Raw genomic sequence first — 26,823 nt, forward strand, 5'->3', positions numbered from 1 at the left:
CTCAGTTCTCCTTCTCGTTGAGCTCGGGGGTGGCCGGCGCGGTGGCTCGGCGCGACGGGCGGCGGCGCGACGCTGCGGGCGCAGCCGCCGACGGGCGGTCGTCTCGGTTCGTGTCCGGGCTCGCGCCCCCGACGAACGAGACGTAGATGTCGACGAGCACCGCCCGCTGCCGGTCGGTCAGGACCGGGTCCGCGGCGATGGCGGAGAGGACGTCGGGAACGGCGGCAGGATCGCCGTCGGCGACCCGCTCGTCGAGGATGCCGGCCCGGACGTAGAGCGACTCGGCCGAGACCTGCAGCCCCTTGGCGATCTGTTGCAGGATCTCGGCACTCGGGCGCTTGAGCCCGCGCTCGATCTGCGACAGGTAGGGGTTGGAGACTCCGGCCATCTCGGCGAGCTGGCGCAGCGACAGCTGGGCGCTCTCGCGCTGTTCGCGCAGATACGCCCCGAGGTCGGGGAGCGGCAGCTTGCTCATGCCTCCATTGTGCTAACTGCAGCAAGCAGAATGCAAACTGCGGGCAGCGTGACCCGCCCCACACCGACCGTATGCCGCACGAAGCGCCCACTGGCGTGGCCCGGTCGGGCTCAGCGAGCGCGGCGGTCCTTGACGGCGAGGGCCGCGCGGGCCTCGGTGGTCGACATCGGCGGGCGTTGCAGCAGGGTCGCGATCTCGGCCGCGCGAGCCACGAGCTCACGGTTGTGGCTCACGGGCTGGCCCTTGGCATACATCAGGTTGTCCTCCATGCCGACCCGGAGGTGACCGCCGGCGGAGAGGGCCGTGGCCAGGACGGGCAGGTGCGCACGGCCGATGCCCGTCGCGGACCAGCTCGTGACCTCGGCCGGAAGCATCGCAACCCCGGCGAGCAGGACCTCCGGCGTGCCCGGCATGGCGCCCGGTACGCCCATCACGAAGTCGACGTGCACCTTGCCCCCGAAAGGGAGACCGCACTCGTCGAGCAGCCGGCGCAGGGCGTGGACGTGGCCGAGCTCGAAGATCTCGAACTCGGGCACGACCTCCCGCTCCTGCGCCTGGCGGTAGAGCTCGACCATGAAGCCCCACGGGTTGAGGAACACGCCGTCACCGAAGTTCGTCGTGCCGCACGTGAGGGAGCAGGAGTCCGGGTCGGCGTCGAGGACGGTGAGCCGCTGGTCGAGCGGGTCGGTGACCGCGCCGCCGGTCGAGAGCTGCACGACGAGATCGGTGGCCTCGCGGACGCCGTCGACCGCCTCCTTGAGCAGCACCGGGTCGAGCGTGGGCTGGTGCGCCCGGTCACGCACGTGGATGTGGATCAGCGCCGCACCCGCCTGCTCGCAGGCGACGGCCGTCTCGACGAGCTCCTCCGGCGTCGTCGGCAGCGCCGGGACCTCGGCCTTGGCACTCTCGGCTCCCGTCGGGGCGACGGTGATCAGCGTGCTCGCGACGGTGCGTGCGGGGCTCATGGCGTCATCCTGCCAGCGGCAGTGCCTCCCGCGCCGCTGGCGGGACCGCGTCAGCCCCGGGCGGCAGGGCAGCGGCAGGGCGGGGTCACGGCGAGACGATGACCGTCTGGGCCGCCGACAGGTCGTCGACGAGCAGCTCGAGCGTGGGATCGGTGTTGCGCTTGACCACGGCCAGGGCGATGGGCCCGTCGACGTGGTGGCGGCCGACGGAGGTGAGGTGCCCGACGACGCGGTCGCCGGCGCGGACCTCACTGCCCTGTGCGGGGAGCACGTGCCCCGAGCCGTCCAGGTGCAGGAAGACGAGCCGACGCGGCGGGCGGCCCAGGTTGTGCACGCGCGCGACGGTCTCCTGCCCGCGGTAGCAGCCCTTGTGCAGGTGCACCGCCGTGCGAAGCCAGTCCACCTCGTGCACGATCGTACGGTGGTCGGTCTCCCGGCCGAGGCGCGGACGCCAGGCCGCGATGCGGAGGGCCTCCGCCGCCCACAGGCCGGCCAGCGGCCGGTCGCCTACCGCCGCAACGATGTCGGCTCGAGGAACGATGACCTCGCGCCAGGACCGCTCGCTGCCCGGGTGGTCGTCGACGGGGCCGTATGCCGTCGTGTCGCCGACGAGGTCGGGCCACGGGTCTCGCCACGCCAGCGGCTCGCCCTCGGCGGACTCCTGCGCGTGCGGCTCGCCGAGCACGGCCCATTCGTCAGTGACGAGGGCGACCTCGACCCGGAGCATGAAGCGCATCCGGTCGAGCCACCCGGCGAGGGCCGGGCCGGCGCCCGGCTCGGTCGTGATCCACGTCGTCTCGCCGTCGTCGACGAGGTGCAGCGAGTGCTCGACGTGCCCCTTCGGGGTGAGGATGAGTGCCTCGCGCGACTGGCGCGGCCCTAGGCCCAGCAGGTGCTGGGTGGTCAGGGAGTGCAGCCAGCTGAGGCGGTCGGGGCCGGTGACCGTGACGACGTCGCGGTGCGAGAGGTCGACGACGGCGAGCCCCTCCTCGAGCAGGCGCTGCTCGCGCATCGGGTCGCCGTAGTGCAGCGCCACTCCGCCCTCCAGGGCCTCGCCGGCCACGGCACCGGGCCGTGACAGCAGGAGACTGGTCGCCGGTCGGGTCGGCAGCTCGACGTCACTCATGCCCGGTGGAACGCCCACGGCATACGGCTCATTCCGGCGTCACTCGACGCGCTTGAGGGTGGCGGACACGTGGCTCTGCAGCTCTTGGCCGACCGCTGCCATGTCCATGACCCACATCAGCTGGGACTCGACGAGGCCGTACATGCGCGTGGCGGCGTTGTACTCCTTGGCGCCGGGGGCGCGCAGCACGCTGTCGGTCTTGAGCTGGATCTTCGCGGGCTCGATCTTGCCGTAGTAGAGCTCGAGGATGCCGGTCGGGTGCGACAGCAGCAGCTCGACCTCGCCGTTCTCGAGCGGGCGCCAGAAGCCGGACTCGACGGCGGACGGGCGCACCTTGGCGCCGTTCTCCGAGTCGAGGATCCACGAGCGGCTCTCCCACTTGAGGAAGCCACGACCGTCGTGCGTGACCTCGACCTCCTGCCCGAAGTGCGCCGACTCGATCGTGGGGTAGCCCACCACCCCGGCGCCCTCCCAGCGTCCGATGAGCCAGGCGAGGGGTCGCAGCGGCTCCGGGATGTCCTGGTCGAGGTTGAACATGCGCCCGATCGTAGCCTGAGGCCATGGACTCCCCCGCTCGCGCGCTCGTCGTCAAGGTCACCGCCGGCACCGAGGCGCCCGAGCGCCTCTCGCAGGCCTTCACCGTGGCGGCCACCGCCGTCGCGAGCGGCGTCGACGTGTCGTTGTGGCTGACCGGCGAGTCGACGTGGATGGCGGTCCCCGGGCGGGCCGAGCAGTTCGAGCTGCCGTATGCCGCCCCGCTCGTCGAGCTGCGCGACGCCGTGCTCGCCGGTGGCCGGCTCACCGTGTGCACGCAGTGCGCGGCGCGGCGCGGCCTGACGCAGGAGCACTTGGTCGAGGGCGCGGTCATCAAGGGCGCAGCCGTCTTCGTCGAGGAGGTCATGACGCCTGGAGCGCAGGCGCTCGTCTACTGACCCGACCCACGAACTCTGGCCTCTCGACGGTCGAGGGCCCGCGAGCTCTGGCCTCTCGACGGTTGAGGACGGGTCGTCAGGTGATGACCGAGAAGAGGTGGATGACGGCCCCCACCGCCAGGACGGAGCCGGTGGCAGCGCCGAGCTGGCCGCGAGCCGTCAGCGTCGCGGGCGCGAGTGCGAAGAGGCGCCGGAACGACCACGACCCCACTCCGGCGACCGCGCCGATGGCGAGAGTCTCGAGCACCCCGACCTGCCCGACCCGGGCCGCGGCCACCAGGGCCGCGACGACCGCCACGACGAGCGCGAGGAGGGGCAGGACCCGCGCCAGCACCCTTGCTCCGGCGAGCAGGTCGCCGACGACGGCCGCGCCGACTGCCGCGAGCGCGACCACGGCGACCGCCTGGCCCCGGTCGCTGTTGGCAGCCACGACGGCGGAGGTGGCGGAGGCGACGACTACGAGGCCACCGAAGGACGAGAGCAGCGTCAGCACGAGTCCCTCCCGGCCCGACCGGCGCACGAGCTGGCCGAAGAAGGACAGCACGATCCCGAACGCCACGGCAGCCGGCACCCAGAGCAGGTCCTGGCGCACGGCGCTCAGCACGATGGCGATGCCCGAGACGGCGAGCACGAGAGTGGTCGCCGTCGGCGTGTACGAGCCCGTCAGCAGCGGCCATCCCCAGGCAAGCGCGAGGGCGAGCACGAGCGTCACGCCGAGCGTGGCGGCATACCCGCTGTGCTGGGCGACGAGCAGCGCACCGGCGGCGACGAGCGTTGCGACGACGCCGACCCAGCGGACGCTCGCAGCGGCCGGGGCTGGCAGGCTCTCGTGCAGTCCGGATGCAGCGCGTGGCCCACCCGGGGCGACGACGGCACCTCGGCCCTCACGGGCGGTGTCGCGGTGCGAGCCCTCCCGGGTGCTCGGCTCGGGACGGGCCGCGTCATCCTCAGGCACGGGCGCCATTGTGCATCACCCGCCGGCGAACGGCGGCAGCACCTCGACGGTCGTCCCCGGCGCAACCGGCTCGTCGCGGCCGACCTTGCGGCCGTCGAGCAGGAAGCTGGCCACCTGCACCACGCGCTCGAGGTCCGGGTGTGACCGCACGGCGGCGTCCACGACGGCCCCCACGGTGTCGCCGGCCTGCGAGTCGCTGTCGGTGCCGGCCGCAGCTCGCGCCGCGGCCCAGTAGCGAACGGTGACGCACGCGGATGCGTCACGCCCCGACTCCTGCCGTGTGGCGACCGTGCCCCCCTCGGGTGCGCTCGAGGCCATGTCTCTCCGTCTCATCGTTGGTGCCGTCAGGTCCGGCCCTGTCCAGTCTCGCCTATCCTGCACGAGATGGCCCGACTGCTGCTGCTCACCAACGCGCTGGCCCCCAGCGCCGAGGTGCTGCCTGCCCTGGGCCTGCTCAGCCACACGGTGCGCATCCTCCCGGCCGAGGCGACCGCCCTCGTGGACTCGCCCGAGTGCGACGTCGTTCTCGTCGATGCCCGGCGGGAGCTGGCCAGCGCACGCTCGCTGTGCCGGATCCTCCGGACGACCGGCATCGCCACTCCCCTGCTGGCCGTCCTCACCGAGGGCGGCCTTGCCGGCCTGACTGCCGAGTGGGGCCTCGACGACGTGCTGCTCGACTCGGCCGGGCCGGCGGAGGTCGACGCCCGGCTGCGCCTGGCCCTGACCAAGGGTCAGGACGAGCCGGACCTCGACCTGCCGATCACCTCGGGAGAGCTGGTGATCGACGAGGCGAGCTACTCGGCCAAGTTCCGCGGCCAGCCGCTCGACCTCACGTACAAGGAGTTCGAGCTCATCAAGTACCTCGCGCAGCACCCGGGGCGGGTCTTCACCCGGGCCCAGCTGTTGCAGGAGGTCTGGGGCTACGACTACTACGGGGGCACCCGCACGGTCGACGTGCACGTGCGTCGCCTGCGGGCCAAGCTCGGCCCCGACCACGAGACGCTCATCGGCACGGTGCGCAACGTCGGCTACCGCCTGGTGCCCGACCGCACGAGCGCGCCCGCGACCGAGCCCGCGACCGAGGGCGCCGGCGCCGGAGCCGGCGCCTGAGCGACCCCGCACACGGGAGTGGCCCGGACCCCGCGAGGGAGTCCGGGCCACGCGCCGAGCGCGTCGCTACCGTCAGGGAGCCATGCTGATGCGCGTCGCCGGGGCGGGCGCGTAGTTGGCGTTCTCCGGCTTGGACAGGTAGTTCGCGAAGGCGTCGATGTCGAGCCCACCGAAGTACTTGGCCGTGCCGCCCTGGAAGGCGGGGAAGTTGTCGCCGCCGTCGGACAGGAAGTTGTTCGTCACGATCCGGTAGGCCGCCGTCTTGCTGACCGGCGTGCCGTTGATCGCGACGGTGCCGTCGACGACCTGCTGGGTCGCGGTGCTCCACGTGTAGGTGAAGCCCCGGTTGACCTGGAGCATCTTGGCGGCCGAGCCGGCGTTCTTGCCGGTCCGCTGCTGGTTGAGGACGTCGTAGATCTGCTGACCCGTGAGGTTCATCGACACGAGGTAGTTGTTGAACGGCTGGACGTTGAACGCCTCCTCGTAGGTGATGGCACCCGGAGCCTCGCCGTACTTCGAGCTGTCGTGGATGAGGTCGGAGCGGATGCCGCCGGGGTTCATGAAGGCGGCGACCGGCGCCTGGCCACCCGTGACGACCGACGGGTCGGCCAGCTGGGCGTCGGCGATGAGGTCACCGAGCGGGGACTCGCCCGCATCGCTCTGGGTCCGGACGATGTCGGTCGAGATCGTGCCGATGACCTTGCTCGCGATCGCCTTGACGAGCTCCTTGTACTTGGCGATGAGCGCCGTCTGGGCGGTGTCCGCGGCGACGGTGCGCGTCACGAGCATGTTGCGCGAGTCGGCCTCGGTCGGGCGGACGATGTCGGACGTGCGGCGGTCGTAGGTGACCTCGGTGTCGTTGTAGAGGCGACCGAACGAGGACGCCGACGTCACCAGGCGCGGGACGCCGTTGGAGTCGGGGATCGCGCACACGTACGGCTGGTGCGTGTGACCGGAGATGACCATGTCGATGGCCGGGTCGAGGTTCTTGACGATCGGGATGATCGGCGAGTCGGCCGACAGCGTGCCGCCGCCCTTGCACGTGTAGTCGTAGGGCGTGTTGGCCGGCGGGGTGCCGCCCTGGTGCACGAGCACGACGATGGCGTTGACGCCCTGCTTCCTCAGCACGGGAACGAGCGCGTTGGCGGTCTTGACCTCGTCGTTGAACTGCAGGCCCGCGACGCCGGAGGCCGTGACGATGGACGGGGTGTCCTTGAGCGTCATGCCGATGAAGCCGATCTTGGCGCCGTTGAACTTCTTGACCCAGTACGGCGGCAGGACCGTCTTGCCGGTGGCCTTCTCGACGACGTTCGCCGCGAGGTACTGGAACTTGGCACCCCTGAACTTGCCGGCGGGGCAGGAGTTCTGGTTGTTGGCGCCGGCACCGTCGTCGATGCAGCCACCCTTCTGGAGGCGCTGCAGCTCCTTGTAGCCCTCGTCGAACTCGTGGTTGCCGACGGACGTGGCCTCGAGGCCGAGGCTGTTGAGCGCCTCGACGGTCGGCTCGTCGTGGAAGGCCGCCGACAGCAGCGGCGAGGCTCCGACCATGTCGCCGGCCGCGACGGTCACGGTCTTGTCGTGACCGACACGGGCCGCCTTGAGGTGGGTCGCGAGATACTCGACGCCCCCGACGTCGGTGGTCTGCGTCGAGGCCGGGCCGGTCTGGACGCGGCCGCTGGAGCCGCTCGGCGGCTCGAGGTTGCCGTGGAAGTCGTTGAACGACAGGATCTGGATCTTGAGCAACGGACCCTGCGGCTTGCCCTTGCCGGGGTGGCCGGCGGGCGACGCGAGGGCCGGTGCCGCGAGCGCCGCGGCGCAGATACCTGCGACGGCGACACCTGTGAGGCGGCGGGTGGTACGGGACATGTCTTCCCCTTGTCAGCGGTGTGGGTCGGGTCTCCGAGGACACCCCCGGAGCCTGGTGCCGGATAGGTGCCGTTCGGGGCGCTGCGTAACGGTGTTGTGAGTTGCAGGTGTGAGCTGCGTGCGGGGCCCCGAGCCCCGAAAGGGACCATAGCTGGCAGCCCGGACATTTCGACAGGGCACGGGCGCGCCCGTGGTGGAATCGCCGTATGCCACGCCAGACGGTCGCCCTGCGCGACGCGACGCACCCGCTCACTCCCGAGGAGGCCGCCGCCGTGCTGGCGCTCGCGGCCGACGCCGCCGCGGCCGATGGCTCGGAGCCGCTGTCGGAGCAGTTCCGCCTGTCGGTGCGAGCCTCCGAGCACGGCGACGTGGTGCACCTGCTCGCCCGGGGTGCGGACGGCCGGCTCCTCGGCTACGCCCAGGCCCGGACGGACGACGGCCCACCGTCCGCCGAGCTCGTCGTGGCGCCCGTGGCCCGCCGCGCCGGGGTCGGCACGGCGCTGCTGCAACGGCTGCCCGACGGCACACGCCTGTGGAGCCACGGGTCGGGTGAGGCTGCCGAGGCGGCCTCGGCCTTCGCCACGGCCGGGCGGCTCGTCCCCGTGCGTGCCCTCCACGTCATGGGCCGATCCCTGCGCTCCGGCCCGGCGTGGCCGTCCGTCGCCCTTGCCCCCGGGTATGCCGTCCGCTCCTTCCAGCCCGGGCGCGACGAGGAGGCGTGGTTGCGCCTCAACGCCGACGCGTTCGCCTCCCACCCCGAGCAGGGCTCCTGGACGCGTGCCGACCTCGACCTGCGCATGGCCGAGCCCTGGTGGGACCCCGAGGGACTCATCCTGGTCGTGGAGGACGACCGCCCCGACGCGCTGGCGGCCTCGCACTGGACCAAGGTCGACCCGCCCGAGGGAGACGTCGGGGAGGTGTACGTCGTCGCCGTCTCCCCCGACCGGCAGGGGCAGGGCCTGGGTCGGGCCGTGACCGTCCTCGGGCTCGACCACCTCCGCTCGCGCGGTCTCGACCGCGTCCTGCTCTACGTGGACGAGGAGAACGTGGCGGCCGTGCGCACCTACAGCGCCCTGGGCTTCGAGGACGTGGAGGTCCACCGCCAGTTCGCGCGGCCCGGCGTCGACGAGCGCGCCGGTGACGCGACCGGGTCCTTCCGGCAGCCGCCCGGCTGACACGACGACGTCCCGGCGTCATCATTCGATGCCACGATGGGTGCATGACCACCGGCAGCCTCACGCCCCCCGACTTCGACGAGCCCGCGGCCGGAGCCGCCGGCGTCCGCGACACCGACACGGAGGAGTCCACGAGCGAGGCCGCCGAGATCAGCTCGTTCACCAGCACGGTCCCCAGCCGGCGCGTGCCTCCCCGCGCTCCCAACGGCCGCTTCGTCGGTCCGGGTGCGCGTGCCGACGAGGAGGACGACCTTCCCGCCGACCGCTACCTCGAGCGGGAGATGTCGTGGCTGCAGTTCAACGAACGGGTGCTCCAGCTGGCGATGGACCCCGCCGTGCCGCTGCTCGAGCGCACTCGCTTCCTCGCCATCTTCGCCAACAACCTCGACGAGTACTTCATGGTGCGCGTCGCAGGCCTCAAGCGCCGCATCGCGACGGGTCTGGCGGTCCGCACCGCAGCGGGCCTCGAGCCGCGCGAGCTCCTCGAGCGCATCGCGCGGGTGGCCCACGAGCTGATGCAGCAGCACGCGGCGGTCTTCCAGCACGACGTCCGACCGGCCCTGGACGACGAGGGCATCACCATCGTGCGCTGGGACGAGCTCGACGAGGGCGACCGTGAGCCGCTGCACTACTTCTTCGCCGACCGCGTCTTCCCGGTCCTCACCCCGCTCGCCGTGGACCCCGCGCACCCCTTCCCCTACATCTCGGGCCTCTCGCTCAACCTCGCCGTGCTGCTCCAGAACCCGAAGACCGGTAGCGAGCACTTCGCGCGCGTCAAGGTGCCGCCGAGCCTTCCTCGGTTCATCCTCGTCGAGGAGGACGTCGACGCCGACGTCGAGCGCAGGCGGTTCGTGCCGCTCGAGGACGTCATCGCCAGCCACCTCGACCAGCTCTTCCCCGGGATGCTCGTGCAGGAGCACTTCAGCTTCCGCGTCACCCGCAACGAGGACCTCGAGGTCGAGGAGGACGATGCAGAGAACCTCCTCCAGGCCCTCGAGAAGGAGCTGACGCGCCGCCGGTTCGGGCCGCCGATCCGGCTCGAGGTCGAGGCCGACATCGACCCCAAGGTCTTGGACATGCTCGCCCGCGAGCTGCAGATCAGCGACCGCGAGATCTACCGTCTGCCCACGCCGCTCGACCTGCGCGGACTCTTCACCATCGCCGACGTCGACCGATCCGACCTCGAGTTCCCCAAGTTCTTCCCCCGGACCCACCCGGACTTCGCCCCGACCGAGAGCGCCAAGGCGATCGACCTGCTCGCCGCCGTGCGCCACAAGGACGTCCTCGTCCAGCACCCCTACGACTCGTTCTCCACGTCGGTGCAGGCCTTCATCGAGCAGGCCGCGAACGACCCGAAGGTCCTCGCCATCAAGCAGACGCTCTACCGCACCTCCGGCGACTCCCCCATCATCGACGCCCTCATCGACGCTGCCGAGGCCGGCAAGCAGGTCCTGGCCGTCGTCGAGATCAAGGCCCGCTTCGACGAGGTCAACAACATCTCGTGGGCCCGCAAGCTGGAGGAGGCCGGCGTCCACGTCGTCTACGGCGTGGTGGGTCTCAAGACCCACGCCAAGCTGTGCCTCGTGGTGCGACAGGAGCCCGAGGGTCTCGTGCGCTACTGCCACATCGGGACCGGCAACTACAACCCCAAGACGGCCCGCGTCTACGAGGACTTCGGCCTGTTCACCACCGACCCGCAGGTGGGCGAGGACCTCTCGCGCCTGTTCAACCTGCTCTCGGGCTTCGCCCCGCGCAGCAAGTTCAAGCGCCTCCTCGTCGCGCCGCGCTCGGTGCGGTCCGGACTGATCGACCTCATCGAGGAGGAGGTCGCGCTGCACGAGTCGCGCCCGAGCGGCGCCGCGCCTGGGCGCATCGTCATCAAGGCCAACTCCATCGTCGACGAGGCCCTCATCGACGCCCTCTACCGGGCGAGCATCGCGGGCGTTCGGGTCGACATCTGGGTGCGCGGCATCTGCGCGGTGCGGCCGGGCGTCGAGGGGCTCTCCGAGAACATCCGGGTCCGTTCCATCCTCGGGCGGTTCCTCGAGCACTCCCGCGTCTTCTGGTTCGACCACGGCGGCGACCCGCAGGTCTACATCGGAAGCGCCGACATGATGCACCGCAACCTCGACCGCCGGGTCGAGGCCCTCGTGCGCATCGCCGACCCGGGCCACATCGCCGAGCTGTCCGACCTGCTGGCGCTCGCGTTCGCCGAGACGACGTCGCGCTGGGACCTCGGCTCCGACGGCCGCTGGGTGCGTCACCACCTCTCCGAGACCGGCGAACCGCTGGACGACCTGCAGGAGCAGCTCATCGAGCGCCACGACAAGCGACGCCGCAAGGCGCGCCGGCGCTGAGCCGCACGAGCCGAGCCCGCATACGGCTGGATGCGCCCACGGTGCGGTCGCGAGCGCGCCGTGCGGCGGCGCATCGGGCAGACTGGCGCGCGTGGCCTCCGTGATCCCCGCCGCCGGGACCCTCCCTTGGCGCCACCGCGACGGGGTCCTGCAGGTGGCCCTCGTGCACCGGCCGAAGTACGACGACTGGTCGTGGGCGAAGGGCAAGTTGGACGCCGGCGAGCAGCCGTGCGTGGCCGCCGCCCGCGAGACCCTCGAGGAGACCGGCCTCGTCGTCCGCCTCGGCGTGCCGCTGCCGTCGGCCGAGTACCCAGTGCTCGACTCGACCGGCGGCCCGGCCACGAAGCAGGTGCACTACTGGGCCGCGCGCGTCACCGGTGGCAGCGGCCGGCTGGAGCACGAGATCGACGAGGTCGCGTGGGTCGACGTCCGCACGGCGCACGACCGCCTCGACTACGCGCGTGACCGCGAGCAGCTGCTCGCGCTCGTGCGCGCCGACCGGGCCGGCGAGCTGGACACCTGGCCGCTGGCCTTCGTCCGGCACGCCAAGGCGGTCCCGCGGGGCAAGTGGGCCGGCGACGACGACCGTGACCGTCCCCTCGACGCCGTGGGCCGTGCCCAGTCCGCCACGGTCTCGGCCGTGCTCGGCGCCTATGGCGTGACCCGGGTCGTGTCGTCCTCCTCGACGCGCTGCGTCTCCACCGTCGAGCCGTATGCCGTCGCGCACGGCCTGCGCGTGCGCACCCGCGACTCCCTCTCCGAGGAGGGCTTCGCCGAGAGCGGCGCCGGCGCCACCCGCCAGGTCCGACGTGTCCTCGAGCGGGGCGAGCCCACGGCGGTGTGCAGCCACGGCCCCGTCCTGCCCGCCCTGCTCGGCCTGCTCCACGCGCGGGTGGAGGCCTCGCCCGAGCGCGGCGAGCAGGTCGCCGAACGGCTGCGCGCGGCAGCGGGTGAGTCGATGCGCAAGGGTGAGGTGCTCGTGTGCCACGTCGTGGGACGCGGCGAGCACGCCCGTGTCGTCGACGTCGAGCGCATCGACACCTGAGGGTCGCGACCGGCACTTTCCGGGCCTTGGAGCCCTGCCGAACCCTTCATCGTCGGCCCGTCCGCGCTCCTCCGCATCCCGAGCCGGGGGCCCTCCCCAAGACGTCGCCCCTCGTTCACCTGGCGTTCACCGCACGTGGGCGGTTGGTCATCCTGCCGCCCTATCTTCGCCGTGGATGAACGTCCAGCAAACGCCGTCCGGAATGTCCGGACGACCACCAGGAACACCCCATCGAGAGGGATCACACTCGTGTCTGTTTCGCGTATCAGCGCTCTCGGCGCCATCGCCCTGTCCGGCGCTCTTGCGCTCTCGGCCTGCGCGTCCGAGAACAACGGCGCCGCGCCCGGCGCAGGCTCCACCGGAGCCGCTGCTGGTTCCAGCGCGTCCGGCGACTGCTTCTCCGGCGACCTCAAGGCGGAGGGCTCCACGGCCCAGAAGAACGCCATCGACGAGGCCATCAAGGCCTACCAGACCGCGTGCAGTGACGCCAACATCGACTACCAGCCCACCGGTTCCGGTGCAGGCATCAAGCAGTTCATCGCGAAGCAGGTCGACTTCGCCGGGTCCGACTCGGCCCTGAAGACCACGCCGAAGGACGGCAAGGTCGAGGCCCAGGACGCCAAGGCCGCCTGCGGCTCCGACGCCTGGAACCTGCCGATGGTGACCGGCCCGATCGCCATCGCCTACAACGTCAAGGGCGTGGACAAGCTCGTCCTCAACGCCGACGTCGCCGCGAAGATCTTCGACGGCAAGATCACCACGTGGAACGACCCGGCGATCGCCGCGCTCAACAAGGGCGTCACGCTCCCGTCGACCCCGATCAAGGTCTACTTCCGCTCCGACGAGTCCGGTACGACCGAGAACTTCACGAAGTACCTCAAGGCCGCCGCCCCCAACGCCTGGAGCTACGACCCGGGCAAGAAGTGGACCGGCAAGGGCGAGGGCAAGGAGAAGTCTGCCGGCGTCGCCACCGCGGTGAAGGGACAGGACGGCGGCATCACCTACGTCGAGCTGTCCTACGCCCAGCAGAACCAGCTGCCGATGGCCCAGATCGACACCGGCGCCGGCGCGGTGAAGCTGACCGCCGAGTCGGCCGGCAAGACCATCGCCACGGCGAAGCAGACCGGCACGGGCAACGACCTCGCGCTCAAGATCAACTACGCCACGAAGGAGGCCGGGGCCTACCCGATCGTCCTCGTGACCTACGAGGTCGTGTGCTCGAAGTACGCCGACCCCCAGACCGGCAAGAAGGTCAAGAGCTTCCTCAAGACCTTCGCCTCGGACGCCGTGCAGAAGCAGATCGCGTCCCAGGGCTACGCCCCGCTCCCGGCCGAGGTCGCCACCAAGGTCCGGACGTCCGTCGACGCGATCTCCTGAGCGATCTCCCGACTCTCCACCCGGTCCCGACGGAGCGCTCCGGCGGGGTCGACAGCGCAGGGACGGGCGCCGGCACCCGGCGTCCGTCCCTGCGCCAGCAACACGCAAGCGAAGGAAGAGGCCTCCACGTGTCCACTGTGACGGGCGTGTCCACCGCCGACCAGACACCCGGACCCGACGGTCAGCGGCCCCTGCAGGGGGACCGCGCGTCCAACGGCCGGTTCGGTGACCGGATCTTCGGAGGCGCTGCGACCGTCTCCGGCATCGTCGTCATCGCCATCGTGTCGCTCATCGCCGTGTTCCTCGTCGTGCAGGCCGTGCCCGCACTTCTCGACAACTCGGCCAACTTCTTCACGAGCCGGGTGTGGGCCCCCGGCGGTGACAAGCCCGCCTTCGGCATCCTCGAGTTCCTGTGGACCACGGTCACCGCCTCCACCATCGCCATGCTCGTCTCGGTGCCGGTCGGAGTGGCCGTGGCCCTCTTCATCACGCAGTACGCGCCGGCGTGGCTGCGGCGGCCCGCAGCGACGCTGGTCGACCTCCTCGCCGCCGTGCCGTCGATCGTCTACGGCCTGTGGGGCCTGATCGCCTTCGCGCCGGTGTTCAAGCCCGTCCAGGGCTGGATCGAGGACAAGCTCGGCTGGTTCCCCCTCTTCGCCCCCACCGGCATCAGCGGCGGCACCATCTGCTTCATCGGCGTCGTGCTGGCCATCATGGTCCTGCCCATCGTCACAGCCCTCTCGCGCGAGGTCTTCGACCAGACGCCCACCGCGCACAAGGAGGGCGCGCTGGCCCTGGGCGCCACGCAGTGGGAGATGATCCGGACGGCCGTGCTGCCCTTCGGCCGCCCCGGCGTCATCTCCGCGTCCATGCTGGCCCTCGGCCGGGCCCTCGGAGAGACCATCGCGGTCACCTTCCTCGTCTCGGCGCTCTCGGACGGCAGCCCGTGGACCTGGTCGCTCTTCAACGGCGGCGAGACGTTCGCGTCGAAGATCGCCAACAACGCCGCGGAGTTCAGCAACCCCACGAAGACCGGCGCCTACATCGCGGCCGGTCTCGTCCTGTTCGTGCTGACCTTCGTGGTCAACAGCATCGCCCGCGTCGTCATCGAGCGCAGGAAGGCCTTCACCGAATGACCGCCGCCATCGACCGCCGCACGCCCGACGAGCCCTCCTCCTCCGACGGCTCGCACTCACCGGACGCCGTCCGCACGGGCGGGTCTGCGGTTCCTGCGAACGGCGCGACGCCACCGGGCCCTGGGTCCGGCCGCGAGGCGCTCTCCGAGATGAGCCACCCGCATCGCGCCCGCACCGTCAAGAACGCCGTGGCGAAGGGCGTGATGTGGGCCGCGTTCGGCCTCGCCATGGTCCCGCTCGTATGGATCCTCGGCACCGTCGTCGCCAAGGGCATGCACATGCTCACGACGATGACGTGGTGGACCGGCAACCAGCGCAACATCAACTCGGACGACTTCGGCGGGGGTGCCCGCCACGCGATCGAGGGCACGCTCCAGATGGTGGCGTTCACCGCGCTCATCGCGGTGCCGATCGGCATCCTGACAGCGGTCTACCTCGTGGAGTACGGGCGGGGGCCGCTCGCCCGGGCCATCAGCTTCACCGTCGACATCCTCTCCGGCGTTCCCTCGATCGTGGCGGCCCTCTTCATCTACGCCGTGTGGGTCACGACCTTCGGGCTCGGTCGTTCGGGCTTCGCCGCCTCGCTCGCCCTCGTGCTGCTGATGATCCCGGTCGTCGTGCGGTCGACCGAGGAGATGCTCAAGCTCGTGCCCAACGAGCTGCGCGAGGCGGCATACGCCCTCGGAGTGCCCAAGTGGGTGACCGTCGTCAAGGTCGTACTGCGCACCGCGTACTCGGGCATCATCACCGGTGTGCTGCTCGGGATCGCGCGCGTGATGGGCGAGACGGCGCCCCTGCTGATCCTGGCGCCCTACACCAAGAACTTCCAGCGGGATCTCTTCAACGGCAACTTCCCGACCCTGCCGATGATGATCAACCAGGATCGCGGCGACTTCGCCCTCACGACCGCCGCGGAGCGCATGTGGGGCGCCGCCCTCACCCTGATCCTCCTCGTCCTGCTGCTCAACGTCATCGGCCGCGTCATCGCGCACTTCGGCTCGGTCAAGAAGTAAGAGAAAGCGATCACCCTGACATGGCAAAGCGAATCGACGTCAGCGACCTCAACGTCTACTACGGCTCCTTCAAGGCCGTCGAAGGCGTGTCGATGACGGTCGAGCCCCGTTCCGTGACGGCCTTCATCGGTCCGTCCGGCTGCGGCAAGTCGACCTTCCTGCGCACCCTCAACCGGATGCACGAGGTGATCCCCGGCGGCCGCGTCGAGGGCAAGGTCATGCTCGACGACCAGGACCTCTACGCCAGCTCCATGGACCCCGTCACCGTGCGCCGCACCGTGGGCATGGTCTTCCAGCGGCCCAACCCGTTCCCGACCATGTCGATCTACGACAACGTCGCCGCCGGCCTGCGTCTCAACGGGGTCAAGAACAAGAAGACCCTCGATGGGATCGTGGAGAGCTCACTCAAGGGCGCCAACCTGTGGAACGAGGTCAAGGACCGCCTGGCCAAGCCGGGTGCCGGGCTCTCTGGTGGTCAGCAGCAGCGCCTCTGCATCGCTCGGGCGATCGCCGTGCAGCCGCAGGTGCTGCTCATGGACGAGCCGTGCTCGGCGCTCGACCCCATCTCCACGCTGGCGGTCGAGGACCTCATCAACGAGCTCAAGAACGACTACACGATCGTCATCGTGACGCACAACATGCAGCAGGCGGCCCGCGTCTCGGACCGGACGGCCTTCTTCAACATCAGGAAGACCGGCGACCCGGGCCGGCTCGTCGAGATCGACGACACGACCCGCATCTTCAACAACCCGAGCCAGCAGGCCACCGAGGACTACATCTCCGGCCGCTTCGGCTGAGCCCCTCCCCACCCCCGGCATACGACAGTGCCCACTCGACCTCGGGGTCGAGTGGGCACTGTCGTATGCCGTGCGGCCCTGTCAGCGGAAGATCGCGGTGACGTACCAGGCGATGACGGCGACGAGACCGGCTCCGGGGAAGGTCAGGACCCAGGCCCCGACGATGTTGCCCGCGACCCCCCAGCGCACCGCGGACAAGCGCTTGGTCGCCCCGACACCCATGATCGCCGAGGTGATGGTGTGCGTCGTCGAGATCGGTGCGCCGAAGACGAGCCCGGCCACGTAGAGGATCGACGCGGCGGTGGTCTCGGCGGCGAAGCCCTGCGGAGGGGTGAGAGCGATGATGCGCCGTCCGAGCGTGCGCATGATGCGCCAGCCACCGGCATACGTTCCGAGGGAGATGACCACGGCCGAGAGCAGCAGGACCCACAGGGGGACCTCGTTGGTCGTGTGGTTCCCGGAGATCGAGAGCGCCAGCACGACGACGCCCGCGGTCTTGCCGGCGTCCTGCAGGCCGTGACCGAAGGCCATGGCGGCAGCCGAGGCGGTCTGGGCCAGACGGAAGCCGCGGGTGACCCGGCCGGGGTTGGCGCTGCGGAAGAGCCAGAAGATCGTGACCATCACGAGGTAGCCCCCGAGCAGCCCGACGACCGGCGAGACGACCATCGGGATGACGACCTTCTCCCAGATGACGCTCCACTTCACGGCCACACCGGCGACCAGCGCAGCCCCCGCCAGGCCACCGATGAGGGCGTGGGAGGAGGACGAGGGCAGGCCGAACCACCACGTGAGCAGGTTCCAGCCGATCGCGCCGACGAGGGCCGCCGCGACGAGCCACAGGCCGTTGACGCCTTGCGGCTGCTCGATGATGCCGGATCCGATGGTCTGCGCGACCTTCGTGCCGAAGAAGGCACCGAAGAGGTTGGCGACCGCCGCCATGGCGAGGGCGACGCGCGGCGTCAGCGCACGCGTCGAGACCGAGGTCGCGATCGCGTTGGCGGCGTCGTGGAAGCCGTTGGTGTAGTTGAAGCCCATGGCCAGTGCGATGACCGCAATGACCCCGATAAGGGGGATGCTGGTGTCCATCAGCGGGTCAGGACTCCTTGACCGCGATGCCCTCGACGGCGTGTGCCACCTTCTCGAACGCGTCGGCGGCGTTCTCGAAGCCGTCGACGATGGCCTTGACCTTGATGAGGGTGACGGCGTCCACCGAGTTGTTGAAGAGGCTGGCCACCATCTTGCGGTGCAGCGAGTCCGCCTGGTTCTCGAGACGGTTGATCTCGATCCAGTAGCTCTTGAGGTCCTTCATCGACTGCAACCGCGGCATCGCCTCGGCGGTGACCTCAGCCATCCGAGCGAGGATCTCGAACTGCTCGGCGAGGCCCTCCGGGATCTCACCCATGCGGTAGAGCACGATGAGGTCGGCAGTCTCCTCGATGTAGTCCATGCAGTCGTCGAGGGACGCCGCGAGGTTGTGGATGTCCTCCCGGTCGAAGGGCGTGATGAACGAGCTGTTGACCTTGTTGATGAGCTCGTGCGTGGCATCGTCTGCCGCGTGCTCGAGGTCCTTGAGCCGGTCGGCCACCGCCTGCCGCTGCGACGGCTCGACCTCGAGGAAGCGGGTCAGCTCCCGGGTCGCCTCGACGAGGAGTTGTGCGGAGGAGGTGAAGAGGGTGAAAAAGCTCGTGTCCTGGGGTGTGAGGCGAAAACCCACGGGGATGCTCCGGTCGGTTCGAGGGCTGGTCCGGGGAAGATGCTACGGCGTGCGCGTCAATCGGGCGTAACCGACCGTCCACCCACAGTCCACCGTGTACCCATGAGTCGGGCAGCCACGCGGGCGAGGCGATCACGCTGTAGCGCCGTGGACACGCGAATCGGGGCCCGCGCCGGCTCTCCATGCCTGGCCCCGGAGCAGCGTCAGTTGGCGGAGTCGGGGAGCGAGAGGCCCGCGTGCGGGGCCACCTGGCGGTCACCGCTGACGCCCAGCAGCTGGTCGATCTCCTCGTGCGTGAGGTGACGGGGGCTGGAAGAGGCCGCGACGACGAGGTCGCTCACGAGCTCGATCTCGTCGGCGAGCTGCACATCGAGCAGGTCGCCGGACCGCTCCTCCTCGGGCGTCATGGGACCAACCTACGTCCCACGACGGTCCATTGGTAAGCGATGGGAGGAATCGGATCCCACTTCGCCGTTCCCAGGGGTCCATGCATCATGGATGACATGGCCACCGACGCGGATCCGACCGCGGAGAACGGCCCGGCCGGGAGCTGGGTCCTCGAACAGCGGGGCAGCTTCGTCCTCGGCCGGTGCGAGGCCTGTGGCTTCACGACCTCCGCGAGGCGGGCCCGGTTCTCGGTGGAGACCGACATGCTCGCCCACACGCCGGTCTGTGTGGGGGCGGCGTCCGCGCCACGGCCGCAAGGGGCACCCGGTGTGCACGTAGGGGCGTCGGGCCGGGAGCGCCTCTCGGCACAGGGCCGCTCGTAGCGGCTGAATTTGGGACCCGGGGCTACCGCGGCCCGACGCCCCTCAAGGATAAAGCCGTCATCGGAGATCGCCAAAGAACGCGGAACACGGTGCGACGAGCCCGCGAGCCCGCTCGAGCGACCACCCGAGGCTGTCGAGTCGGTCCAGTCAGTCGGGCCGGTCCAGTCAGTCCAGGGCGTCGGCGCGCCACAGCCTGGCGCACACCGTGAGGTCCTCGCCCATCCCGAGGACGTTGGCCGCCGCTTCGGCGGACTCGTCGCCCGAGGAGATGTCGGCGCGACCGGCGGACACGACCCGGCAGAAGGCTGCGGCCCGCTCGAGCGCCACGGCGAGGTCGCCCTCGAAGACACCCCGCAGCACCTCGTCGATGACCCGGCCCATCTCCTGCGGTCCGGGCGGCTCGGCAGCGCCGGCCACGGCGTGGTTGGGGCCGGTGAACCGGATGCCCGCGGCATACTGCCGGCTGGCCTCCTCGGGAGCGCGCTGCACCCATTCGCGCAGGACGTAGAGGCGCCACAGCGCACCGGGCAGCGACCGCGCGGGCCGCTGCGACCACAGCTCGGCCAACGTGGAGAGACCGATGTCGTCGACGAGCGCCACGAGCTTGCGGGTGACGGCCGGGTCGGCAGCGGCACGGCCGGCGTGCACCAGGGCCAGGGCCGTCTCGTGGGCGACGTGGATCTGCTCCGTCGGGTCGTAGGCGGGACCGTGCGCCTCGAGCGCCGACTCGGTGAAGAAGGCGGGCCTCCTGTGGCCGCGGTGGTCGCTCTCAGTCATCCCAGCAGGCTAGTCCCCGCTGCCGGACCGGCGCCGACGGCGCCGGTCTGGCACGCTTCGCCCGTGAGCTCCCTCATGCCGCACCTCGACCGGGTCTCCCGCACCTTCTGGCGCGCCACCGGACGACGCGTCGACCTCGCCGGTGAGCACGCGTGGCTCGATGCGCCCGTGCACGACGGTGCCGTCATCGGCGACGCGTGGCTGACGAGTGCCGCGACCCGGTGGGGCGGGGAGGCGCGCGACGACGTCGAGGACGCCGGGCTGCTCCCCGACCTCGGCGTGCTCGACGGGCCCGGTTTCCGCGCCGACGCCCTGCACCCTCACGTCCGGGACTTCTACGAGCACACCTCCCGATGGCGCATGGAGGTGTGGACGCAGTGGGCGGCGGCCTTCCAGCCCGGGGGCGAGCTCGTGTCCCGCCTCTTCGGCCGTCGCGTGCAGCAGCTGGCCCTGCCGACGCGTCCTCTCGACGTCGCGTACGGGATGGACAGCCGGGTGGCCGTGATCACCGACGACACCGGTGCCCAGCGGGCCGCCGGCTGGATCCGCTCGCTGCGATCGACGGGCGAGTACGTCTACAGCGGCTGCTACATGAGCCGGGAGCTGCCGGGCGCTGACCGGGCGAGCGTGCACGTGACCTTCCCGCTGGAGGCGGGCAACGTCCAGGTGTTCCTTCGCCCCACGGCGCTGCCCGACGGCTCGCTGCGGCTCGACTCGCCACAGGGCGACTTCGGCCAGGACGGGGCCTACGTCGTCGTGACGGGCCCACAGCGGAACCACGCCGCACGCGCGCCGATCCACGAGCGCTTCCACGTCTACGTGGACCGGTGGGGGGTGCTGCGCACCGACCACGAGCTGCGCATGTGGTCCGCCACCGCAGTCCGGCTGCACTACAAGCTGACTCGCATCACCTGAGGCCACCGGCGGGACGCGCCTGCCCCCCGTCAGCCGACGAGGATGACGTGGAGGGTGCGCGGACCGTGGACGCCCTCGACCCGGTCGAGCTCGATGTCGCTCGTCGCGGACGGCCCGCTGACCCACGTCGTCGGGCGGCCGGGATCGAGCCGCCGGACCGCGGCGGGGACGTCGTCGACGACCTGGTCGGCCCGCACGACGCAGACGTGGAGGTCGGGCACGAGGGTCAGGGCACGCCTCCCCTCCCCCGGGCCGTGCGACAGGACGATGGTCCCGGTGGTCGCGATGGCGACCGTCGAGGTCGTCACCACGGCTGCCACCCGGTCTAGCTCGACGGCCGGCAGCCCGTCGTCGCGGACTGCGCCGGGGACGGCATACGGCAACCCGTCGGGGACGACGACGGAGCCCTCCGCGGGCAGCGCCGCAACGATCGCGCGCTCGACCTCGCCGGCGCCGCAACGCACGACCGTGGCGTGGTAGTCGGCGACCCGCTCGGCGAACAGGTCGACGTCGCCCGCACGCTCGGGGCGCTCGAGTGCGGGCACCTCCACGGGCCGGCGCGCCGTCGCGACGGCGTCGCGGACGGCCGCCAGGATCTCGTCGCGCGCGCTCACTTCGTGCCTCCCGAGGTCCGCTTCCACCAGGCCCGGAAGGACTCCACGGGCGGGGCGGGCAGGTCGCGCGCCTCGGTCCACGCGGCGCCGGGACCGGGCAGCCTCCCGAGGAGTCGGCGGCCGCCGGCCTGGCGGCCGCCACCGGTCAGCCGTGCCATCGCCTCGAGGGCGCGGCCGGCCAGACCTGATGCCCGCTCCACGGCGCCCAGCCGGCCACCCGTCCCGAAGGCGGCGGCTGCTGCGCGCATCGCGAGCGCCTCCGGCTTGGGCACGCCGGAGCGGTGCGCGTCGACGACCTGCGCGCGCAGGTCGACGAGCACGCTGGGGATGTCGATGCGCACCGGGCACGCCTCGAAGCAGGCGCCGCACAGCGACGAGGCATAGGGCAGCGAGTCGATCTGCTCGTCGTGGCCGACCCCGCGCAGCAGCGGGTTGAGGATCGCGCCGATCGGCCCGGGATAGACGGAGCCGTACGCGTGCCCGCCGGTGCGCTCGTAGACGGGACAGACGTTGAGGCAGGCGGAGCAGCGGATGCAGCGCAGGGCCTGGCGGCCCACCTCGTCGGCGAGCGCGCGGGTGCGGCCGTTGTCGAGGAGCACCACGTGCACCTCCTGCGGGCCGTCGCCTTGCGTCACCCCGGACCACGTGGACGTGTAGGGGTTCATCCGCTCGCCCGTGGACGAGCGGGGCAGGAGGGTGAGGAAGACGTCGAGGTCGTCCCACGTGGGCACGACCTTCTCGATGCCGACGACCGAGACGAGGACCTCGGGCAGGGTCAGGCACATGCGGCCGTTGCCCTCGGACTCAACCACCACGAGGGTGCCCGAGTCGGCAACGGCGAAGTTTGCGCCACTGACGCCGACCTTGGCGCGCAAGAACTTCTCGCGCAGGTGCAGGCGGGCCGCCTCGGCGAGCCGGGCGGGCTCGTCGGTCAGGTCGGCGGGCGCGGGGCGGCCGACGCGGGCCATCTCGCGCTCGAAGATCGCGCGGATCTCGGCGCGGTTCCGGTGGATGGCAGGGACCAGGATGTGGCTGGGCAGGTCGTCGCCGAGCTGCACGATGAGCTCGGCGAGGTCGGTCTCCCATGCCGAGATCCCTTGCGCCGCAAGGTATTCGTTGAGCTCGACCTCCTGGGTGGCCATCGACTTGACCTTGACCACCTCGTCGACCCCGTGGGTACGGGCCACTTGGGCCACGACCGCAGACGCCTCCTCGGCCGTACGCGCCCAGTGCACGACCGCTCCCTGCGCCGTCAGTGACTCCTCGAGCCGCACGAGGTGCTCGTCGAGGTGCAGCAGCACGTCGTCCTTGATGGCGGCGGCTCGCAGCCGCAGGCTCTCCCAGTCGTCGACCTCGGCGACGACGGCGGCCCGCTTGGCGCGGATGGTGGTGGTGGCGTGGGCAAGGTTGCTGCGCAGCTGCGTGTCGGCGAGGGCTGCTCGAGCGGCAGTGGGGAACGGCGGCATACCGACGAATGTGCGACTCATGACGAGACCTCCGTCTGGGCCGGGACATCGGTCGATGCGAGCACCTCGGCCAGGTGCATGACGCGCACTCCCGCCCGCTGCCGGGTCAGCAGACCGCCGATGTGCATGAGGCAGGAGCTGTCGCCGGCGACGAGGACCTCGGCCCCCGACTCCCTGACGTGGCGGGCCTTGTCGGCCCCCATGGCCACCGACGTGTCGGCGTTCTTCACCGCGAAGGTGCCGCCGAAGCCGCAACACTCCTCGGCGCGGGGCAGGTCGAGCAGCCGCAGGCCGCGGACGGCCCGGAGCAGCCGTTCCGGACGGTCGCCGACACCGAGCATGCGCAGCGAGTGGCACGTCGGGTGGTAGGTGACCGAGTGCGGGAAGGAGGCCCCGACGTCCTCGACGCCGAGCACGTCGACGAGGAACTCCGTGAGCTCGTAGACCCTGGGCGAGATCTCGGCCACGGCCGTCGCGAGCCCTGTGTCACCGGACCGCCTGGCGACGATCGAGTGCTGGTGGCGGGCGGACCCGGCGCACGAACCGGACGGCGTGACGATGGCGTCATAGCCCTCGAAGGCGCGCACGAAGGTGCGCACCACCGGGACGGCCTCGTCGAGGTAGCCGGTGTTGACCATCGGCTGGCCGCAACAGGTCTGGGCCTCGGGGAAGTCGACGTCGACGCCGAGCCGACGCAGCAGCCGCACGACGGCCTTGCCTGCGTCGGGGAACATCGCGTCGTTGAGGCAGGTCACCATCAACGCCACACGCATGCGCCCACCCTCGCACAGCGGGGGGCGACCGGCATGCCGGCGAAGCCGTGTCCGGGTCGCCAGGTGGGGCGGGCCTGTTCACTCGCCATCCACGCCCCGGAGACGTGTCGAGGGCTTGTGCAATGTTGATGCTTTGTCTAGGGTTACGCCTGTCGGTCAAGAAGGCGCCGCCACGGATACATCTTGGATGGAGCAGACATGACCGACTTCTCGCGCGGTCCCCGCAAGGACGCCCGCACCCGTGAGCTCATCTCGACCTTCCGCACCTCGGACTCCGAGACCGAGCGGTCGCAGGCACTGGAGACAGCGACCCGGCTGCACATGCCTCTGGCGCGCTCACTCGCGCACCGCTACGCCGGCAAGGGGCTCGACCGCGAAGACCTCGAGCAGGTGGCATTTCTCGCGCTGCTCAAGGCGATTCAGCGTTTCGACCTCGAGCAGGCGACCGAGTTCGGCGCCTACGCAACCCCCACGATCACCGGCGAGCTGCGACGCCACTTCCGCGACCACGGGTGGCTCGTCCGCCCGCCGCGCGGGCTGCAGGAGCGCCGCCAGCTGGTCACCGAGACCCGCACCCGGCTGGAGCAGCAGCTCGGCCACGAGCCGGACCAGAACGACCTCGCCGAAGCCCTCGGGCTGACGCTCGAGGAGGTCAAGGAGGCGCAGGTGGCCTCGACAAACCTTCGTCCCGCCTCCCTCGACGCGACGACCACGGAAGGTGGTCGACCGGTTCTCGACCTCGTGGACGCCCGTGCCGAGCACCAGTCCGACCCCGGCCTCGACGACGACATCGTGGTCCGCACGGCGATCAAGCGCCTGCCTCCTCGCGACCAGAAGATCGTCGAGCTGCGCTTCGAGCACGACATGACGCAGGCCGAGATCGCGGAGGCCATGGGTCTGAGTGCCATGCAGGTCAGCCGGCTGCTGCGCCGCGTGCTCGCCGAGCTGCGCGAGCACCTCGAGTCCAGCGAGCTCATCAGCGCCTGATCGCCGGCGGCCGAGCCTGACACCCGAGAGCCCGCACCGGCATCTGCCGGTGCGGGCTCTCGGTGCCTTTTCCTGGACCCGGGCACCACCACAGGGCACCCGGGAAACCGTGAGGTCAGGTAGGTCAGTGCTGGTAGGTGCCGTGGATGATGGCACGGCCGAGGGTCTTGAACGCCAGGTTGAACGACACGACCGCCGGGGACGCCGAGTCGTCGACGCCGAGGCTCGGCTCCGAGACTGCGTGGACGACGAAGAAGTAGCGGTGCGGCATGTCCCCCTCGGGCGGCGCCGCACCCGTGAACCCCTGCTCGCCGGCGTCGTTGCGCACGTGAAAGGCCTTGCCGGGCAGGTCCCCCGAGGCAGCCCCGGTGGCGAGCGAGGTGACGTCCGCGGGCAGGTCGACGAGCGCCCAGTGCCAGTAGCCGGAGGGGGTGGGCGCGTCGGGGTCGAAGCACGTCACGACGTAGCTCTGCGTGCCCTCGGGCGCACCGCTCCATGACAGCTGGGGGGACGTGTTGCCCTTGTCGGCCACCTGGTCGTCCTTGAGCGGGGCCCCGTCCGTGACGTCGCCGCTCGTCACGGAGAACGAGGGAACCGGCGGAAGCAGGTCGTAGGGGTGGGGGGCGACCGGTCGGTCGAGGCTCATACGGTCCTCCTGCGAAGTCGGGGATGCTTCGCACCATACCCACCGGGCCCGTGTGCCGCGACGCTCGCGGGAAGGCGCGACTGACGGCGGAGACCGGGTGGGAACGGCGGGGGCCGGGCGTGTGCGTCCGGACCACGCGCGCCACGTCACTAGGCTGGCAGCGAGGAACAACAGGAACACAGACAGGGGTACGCGTTGCGCGAGGAACGAGGGGCGCGCCGCAACGGTTCGGCAGCGCCCGGCACGTCGGCCGAACGGTGGCCGCAGTCGCGCAACCACTTTCCTGTTTTCGCCGTACGCGAGTGGGCGGCACGCTTCTACGAGCAGGAGCGACTCCGGCGCGACGCGGTGTGGTGGCGGCTCGCCTGGCCCTTCGGCGTCGGTCTCGTCCTTGCCGGCGCCGCCGCGGCCGTGGCCGTGCGCTGGCACCCACGCGGTCCGAACCTGGCGTTCGGCTCCGTTGTCGTGCTGGCAGCCGCCGCCGTCGGCTTGACGGCGGGTGGGGTGCTCCGCGTCCGCGACATCCGCGCCCGGCAGTCCGTGGCACGGGCGCACCCGACGACGGTCGAGGAGGTCCCCAGAGCTGCCCGGGCCGCGGTCCTCGAGTCGCCTCGGCTGCGATTCCGCCGACCCGAGGACGGCGCAAGCTTCGCCGCACTGCGTGACGAGGTGGCCGCTACAGCACCGGTCGGCCAGTTCGCGGCGGCCGTGCTCGTGTGGGCGCTGGTGATGCAGGACAGCGCCGGCGGCACGCTCGAGGACTGGGTGCGGGGGCGCCACCTCTGAGCTCGGGTCGTTTTGCTCAGTCCCCGCCGTCCGGTCGTATGCGTGTCGCTGAGCCGCTCACCAGCGCCGCCTCCTCGAGCAGCTCCACCTCGATCCTGCTCGGCCGGCCCATCTCCAGACCCTGCGTGATGACGAACCGGTCGCCCGGGCCCGCGCTGCCGTGGTGCCGGAGGTAGCCCGCGAAGGCCGCTGCCGCGGCCCCGGTCGCAGGGTCCTCGACCACCCCTCCCCACGGGAAGGGGTCCCGGGCCCGCCACCGGCCCGCTTCCGTCGGCACGGTGAGGTGCACCGTGATCCATCCCTGTTCACGGCTCAGGCTTTGCAGCTCCGGGAAGTCGTAGGCGAGGCTCTCGAGCCGGGCGAGGTCGCGGGCGACGAGGACCGGGTGGCGGTTGCCGCCGAAGCCGATTGCCGGAGGGAAGCGCAGGTCGAGGTCCTGCTCCGACCAGTGCAGAGACTCGAGCAGCTGGGCGAGCAGGTGCGCCTCGAGCGGCACGCAGCTGACCGCAGGGCTGCGCAACGTGCCGATGGTGCGCTCGCCCTCTCGACGCCCGGTGACGGCGACTGGGCCCACGCGGGTGCCCAGCGTGTAGCCGCCCTCACCAACCGACTCGCACAGAGCCACTGCGGTCGCGATGGTGGCGTGGCCACAGAAGTCGACCTCTCCCTCGGGGGCGAAGTAGCGGATCGGGATGACGCCCGTGGAGTCGCGGTCTCCTCGACCGTCCCCGACTCCTCGGTGAACCGTGCCGGTGACGAATGCCGTCTCGCTGTACCCGACCTCCGCAGCGACCTGCTGCATCTGCGCCGGGGTCATGCGACCGGCGTCGAGAACGACCCCGGCCGGGTTTCCGTGGTCAGGGCTGTCGCTGAAGGCAGCGAATCGTTCGATCCTGGGGCTGTCGTGATCCATGCCCGTCCTTCCTGCGCGGGTGGGGCTGTCGGCCGGCCCTTCTGCACCTGGTCAGAGTCTCCTCCTCCGCTGCAGCTCGCCCTCCTCGGCGTAGCTCGCAGACCAGCGGTCGAGGGCTCGGCCTTCGGCCCGG

Annotated in this window: 29 protein-coding genes; 13 read left to right on the plus strand and 16 right to left on the minus strand. The window is 71.1% G+C overall.

What is annotated here, in order from left to right; genetic code table 11:
- Nucleotide 1 precedes the first annotated feature (1 nt).
- From LQK93_RS05530 to LQK93_RS05545, 4 genes are all read right to left on the minus strand, one after another.
- Complete coding sequence (locus tag LQK93_RS05530) at nt 2-475, minus strand: helix-turn-helix domain-containing protein (protein WP_374970549.1); 474 nt, start codon at nt 473-475, stop codon at nt 2-4.
- 110 nt (nt 476-585) lie between these two features.
- A complete protein-coding gene (locus LQK93_RS05535) occupies nt 586-1,440 on the minus strand; it encodes a 3-keto-5-aminohexanoate cleavage protein (RefSeq protein ID WP_374970550.1) in 855 nt (284 codons plus the stop codon).
- Nucleotides 1,441-1,525: 85 nt separating this feature from the next.
- Nucleotides 1,526-2,566, minus strand: coding sequence for a YgfZ/GcvT domain-containing protein (locus LQK93_RS05540; protein WP_374970551.1), 1,041 nt, complete (start codon nt 2,564-2,566; stop codon nt 1,526-1,528).
- A gap of 39 nt (nt 2,567-2,605) precedes the next feature.
- Nucleotides 2,606-3,103, minus strand: coding sequence for an FABP family protein (locus LQK93_RS05545; protein WP_374970552.1), 498 nt, complete (start codon nt 3,101-3,103; stop codon nt 2,606-2,608).
- A gap of 23 nt (nt 3,104-3,126) precedes the next feature.
- Here LQK93_RS05545 and LQK93_RS05550 point away from each other — a divergent pair, with 23 nt between their 5' ends.
- Nucleotides 3,127-3,498, plus strand: coding sequence for a DsrE family protein (locus LQK93_RS05550; protein WP_374970553.1), 372 nt, complete (start codon nt 3,127-3,129; stop codon nt 3,496-3,498).
- 76 nt (nt 3,499-3,574) lie between these two features.
- Here the strand turns inward: LQK93_RS05550 and LQK93_RS05555 are convergent, their stop codons facing one another.
- On the minus strand, nt 3,575-4,453 hold the full coding sequence (locus LQK93_RS05555; RefSeq protein WP_374970554.1) for a hypothetical protein: 879 nt from the start codon (nt 4,451-4,453) through the stop codon (nt 3,575-3,577).
- Between the two features lie 15 nt (nt 4,454-4,468).
- Complete coding sequence (locus LQK93_RS05560; RefSeq protein WP_374970555.1) at nt 4,469-4,771, minus strand: MoaD/ThiS family protein; 303 nt, start codon at nt 4,769-4,771, stop codon at nt 4,469-4,471.
- A gap of 66 nt (nt 4,772-4,837) precedes the next feature.
- Here LQK93_RS05560 and LQK93_RS05565 point away from each other — a divergent pair, with 66 nt between their 5' ends.
- Nucleotides 4,838-5,563, plus strand: coding sequence for a DNA-binding response regulator (locus LQK93_RS05565; RefSeq protein WP_374970556.1), 726 nt, complete (start codon nt 4,838-4,840; stop codon nt 5,561-5,563).
- A 72-nt stretch (nt 5,564-5,635) separates the two neighbouring features.
- Here the strand turns inward: LQK93_RS05565 and LQK93_RS05570 are convergent, their stop codons facing one another.
- On the minus strand, nt 5,636-7,429 hold the full coding sequence (locus LQK93_RS05570) for a bifunctional metallophosphatase/5'-nucleotidase (protein WP_374970557.1): 1,794 nt from the start codon (nt 7,427-7,429) through the stop codon (nt 5,636-5,638).
- Nucleotides 7,430-7,635: 206 nt separating this feature from the next.
- Between LQK93_RS05570 and mshD the strand changes: the two genes are divergently transcribed.
- The 7 genes from mshD to pstB all read left to right on the plus strand — a co-directional run bounded on the left by mshD (nt 7,636) and on the right by pstB (nt 16,329).
- Complete coding sequence (gene mshD, locus LQK93_RS05575; RefSeq protein WP_374970558.1) at nt 7,636-8,604, plus strand: mycothiol synthase; 969 nt, start codon at nt 7,636-7,638, stop codon at nt 8,602-8,604.
- A gap of 44 nt (nt 8,605-8,648) precedes the next feature.
- Nucleotides 8,649-10,961 (plus strand): RNA degradosome polyphosphate kinase, encoded by a 2,313-nt coding sequence (locus LQK93_RS05580; protein WP_374970559.1) that lies wholly within the window; start codon nt 8,649-8,651, stop codon nt 10,959-10,961.
- 91 nt (nt 10,962-11,052) lie between these two features.
- Nucleotides 11,053-12,006: an NUDIX domain-containing protein gene (locus LQK93_RS05585; RefSeq protein ID WP_374970560.1), complete on the plus strand. Its 954-nt coding sequence runs from the start codon at nt 11,053-11,055 to the stop codon at nt 12,004-12,006.
- A gap of 249 nt (nt 12,007-12,255) precedes the next feature.
- Nucleotides 12,256-13,383, plus strand: a complete 1,128-nt coding sequence (pstS, locus tag LQK93_RS05590; RefSeq protein WP_374970561.1) for a phosphate ABC transporter substrate-binding protein PstS — start codon at nt 12,256-12,258, stop codon at nt 13,381-13,383.
- A gap of 128 nt (nt 13,384-13,511) precedes the next feature.
- Nucleotides 13,512-14,519, plus strand: a complete 1,008-nt coding sequence (gene pstC / locus LQK93_RS05595) for a phosphate ABC transporter permease subunit PstC (RefSeq protein WP_374970562.1) — start codon at nt 13,512-13,514, stop codon at nt 14,517-14,519.
- A complete protein-coding gene (gene pstA, locus LQK93_RS05600; protein ID WP_374970563.1) occupies nt 14,516-15,532 on the plus strand; it encodes a phosphate ABC transporter permease PstA in 1,017 nt (338 codons plus the stop codon). The genes pstC and pstA overlap by 4 nt, the downstream gene beginning before the upstream one ends.
- Before the next feature lie 20 nt (nt 15,533-15,552).
- Nucleotides 15,553-16,329 (plus strand): phosphate ABC transporter ATP-binding protein PstB, encoded by a 777-nt coding sequence (gene pstB, locus LQK93_RS05605; RefSeq protein ID WP_374970564.1) that lies wholly within the window; start codon nt 15,553-15,555, stop codon nt 16,327-16,329.
- Between the two features lie 81 nt (nt 16,330-16,410).
- Here pstB and LQK93_RS05610 read toward each other — a convergent pair whose 3' ends face one another.
- The 3 genes from LQK93_RS05610 to LQK93_RS05620 all read right to left on the minus strand — a co-directional run bounded on the left by LQK93_RS05610 (nt 16,411) and on the right by LQK93_RS05620 (nt 18,450).
- Nucleotides 16,411-17,415: an anion permease gene (locus LQK93_RS05610; protein ID WP_374970565.1), complete on the minus strand. Its 1,005-nt coding sequence runs from the start codon at nt 17,413-17,415 to the stop codon at nt 16,411-16,413.
- 7 nt (nt 17,416-17,422) lie between these two features.
- Complete coding sequence (locus LQK93_RS05615) at nt 17,423-18,043, minus strand: DUF47 domain-containing protein (protein WP_374970566.1); 621 nt, start codon at nt 18,041-18,043, stop codon at nt 17,423-17,425.
- 203 nt (nt 18,044-18,246) lie between these two features.
- A complete protein-coding gene (locus LQK93_RS05620) occupies nt 18,247-18,450 on the minus strand; it encodes a hypothetical protein (protein WP_374970567.1) in 204 nt (67 codons plus the stop codon).
- 96 nt (nt 18,451-18,546) lie between these two features.
- Here LQK93_RS05620 and LQK93_RS05625 point away from each other — a divergent pair, with 96 nt between their 5' ends.
- A complete protein-coding gene (locus tag LQK93_RS05625; RefSeq protein ID WP_374970568.1) occupies nt 18,547-18,813 on the plus strand; it encodes a hypothetical protein in 267 nt (88 codons plus the stop codon).
- Between the two features lie 165 nt (nt 18,814-18,978).
- Here the strand turns inward: LQK93_RS05625 and LQK93_RS05630 are convergent, their stop codons facing one another.
- A complete protein-coding gene (locus LQK93_RS05630) occupies nt 18,979-19,590 on the minus strand; it encodes a hypothetical protein (RefSeq protein ID WP_374970569.1) in 612 nt (203 codons plus the stop codon).
- A 63-nt stretch (nt 19,591-19,653) separates the two neighbouring features.
- Here LQK93_RS05630 and LQK93_RS05635 point away from each other — a divergent pair, with 63 nt between their 5' ends.
- Nucleotides 19,654-20,505 (plus strand): hypothetical protein, encoded by an 852-nt coding sequence (locus LQK93_RS05635; RefSeq protein WP_374970570.1) that lies wholly within the window; start codon nt 19,654-19,656, stop codon nt 20,503-20,505.
- Between the two features lie 29 nt (nt 20,506-20,534).
- Here the strand turns inward: LQK93_RS05635 and LQK93_RS05640 are convergent, their stop codons facing one another.
- Genes LQK93_RS05640 through LQK93_RS05650 form a run of 3 tightly spaced genes read right to left on the minus strand, consistent with a single transcriptional unit; the run spans nt 20,535 to nt 23,358 of the window.
- Nucleotides 20,535-21,119: a lactate utilization protein C gene (locus tag LQK93_RS05640; protein ID WP_374970571.1), complete on the minus strand. Its 585-nt coding sequence runs from the start codon at nt 21,117-21,119 to the stop codon at nt 20,535-20,537.
- Nucleotides 21,116-22,606, minus strand: coding sequence for a lactate utilization protein B (locus LQK93_RS05645; protein WP_374970572.1), 1,491 nt, complete (start codon nt 22,604-22,606; stop codon nt 21,116-21,118). Before LQK93_RS05645 ends, LQK93_RS05640 begins: the two co-directional genes overlap by 4 nt.
- Nucleotides 22,603-23,358, minus strand: coding sequence for a (Fe-S)-binding protein (locus LQK93_RS05650; RefSeq protein ID WP_374970573.1), 756 nt, complete (start codon nt 23,356-23,358; stop codon nt 22,603-22,605). Before LQK93_RS05650 ends, LQK93_RS05645 begins: the two co-directional genes overlap by 4 nt.
- Nucleotides 23,359-23,556: 198 nt before the next feature.
- Between LQK93_RS05650 and LQK93_RS05655 the strand changes: the two genes are divergently transcribed.
- Nucleotides 23,557-24,345 (plus strand): sigma-70 family RNA polymerase sigma factor, encoded by a 789-nt coding sequence (locus LQK93_RS05655; protein ID WP_374970574.1) that lies wholly within the window; start codon nt 23,557-23,559, stop codon nt 24,343-24,345.
- Between the two features lie 124 nt (nt 24,346-24,469).
- Here LQK93_RS05655 and LQK93_RS05660 read toward each other — a convergent pair whose 3' ends face one another.
- Entirely contained in the window at nt 24,470-24,991 is a 522-nt protein-coding gene (locus LQK93_RS05660; RefSeq protein ID WP_374970575.1) for a YbhB/YbcL family Raf kinase inhibitor-like protein, read from the minus strand.
- A gap of 195 nt (nt 24,992-25,186) precedes the next feature.
- On the opposite strand from LQK93_RS05660, the gene LQK93_RS05665 reads away from it, so the two are divergent.
- Complete coding sequence (locus LQK93_RS05665; RefSeq protein WP_374970576.1) at nt 25,187-25,777, plus strand: hypothetical protein; 591 nt, start codon at nt 25,187-25,189, stop codon at nt 25,775-25,777.
- A gap of 16 nt (nt 25,778-25,793) precedes the next feature.
- Here LQK93_RS05665 and LQK93_RS05670 read toward each other — a convergent pair whose 3' ends face one another.
- Nucleotides 25,794-26,690: a PhzF family phenazine biosynthesis protein gene (locus LQK93_RS05670; protein WP_374970577.1), complete on the minus strand. Its 897-nt coding sequence runs from the start codon at nt 26,688-26,690 to the stop codon at nt 25,794-25,796.
- Between the last annotated feature and the right edge of the window lie 133 nt (nt 26,691-26,823).

Origin of the sequence: Terrabacter sp. BE26 (assembly GCF_041941675.1) — a bacterium.
Classification (GTDB): Bacteria; Actinomycetota; Actinomycetes; order Actinomycetales; family Dermatophilaceae; genus Terrabacter.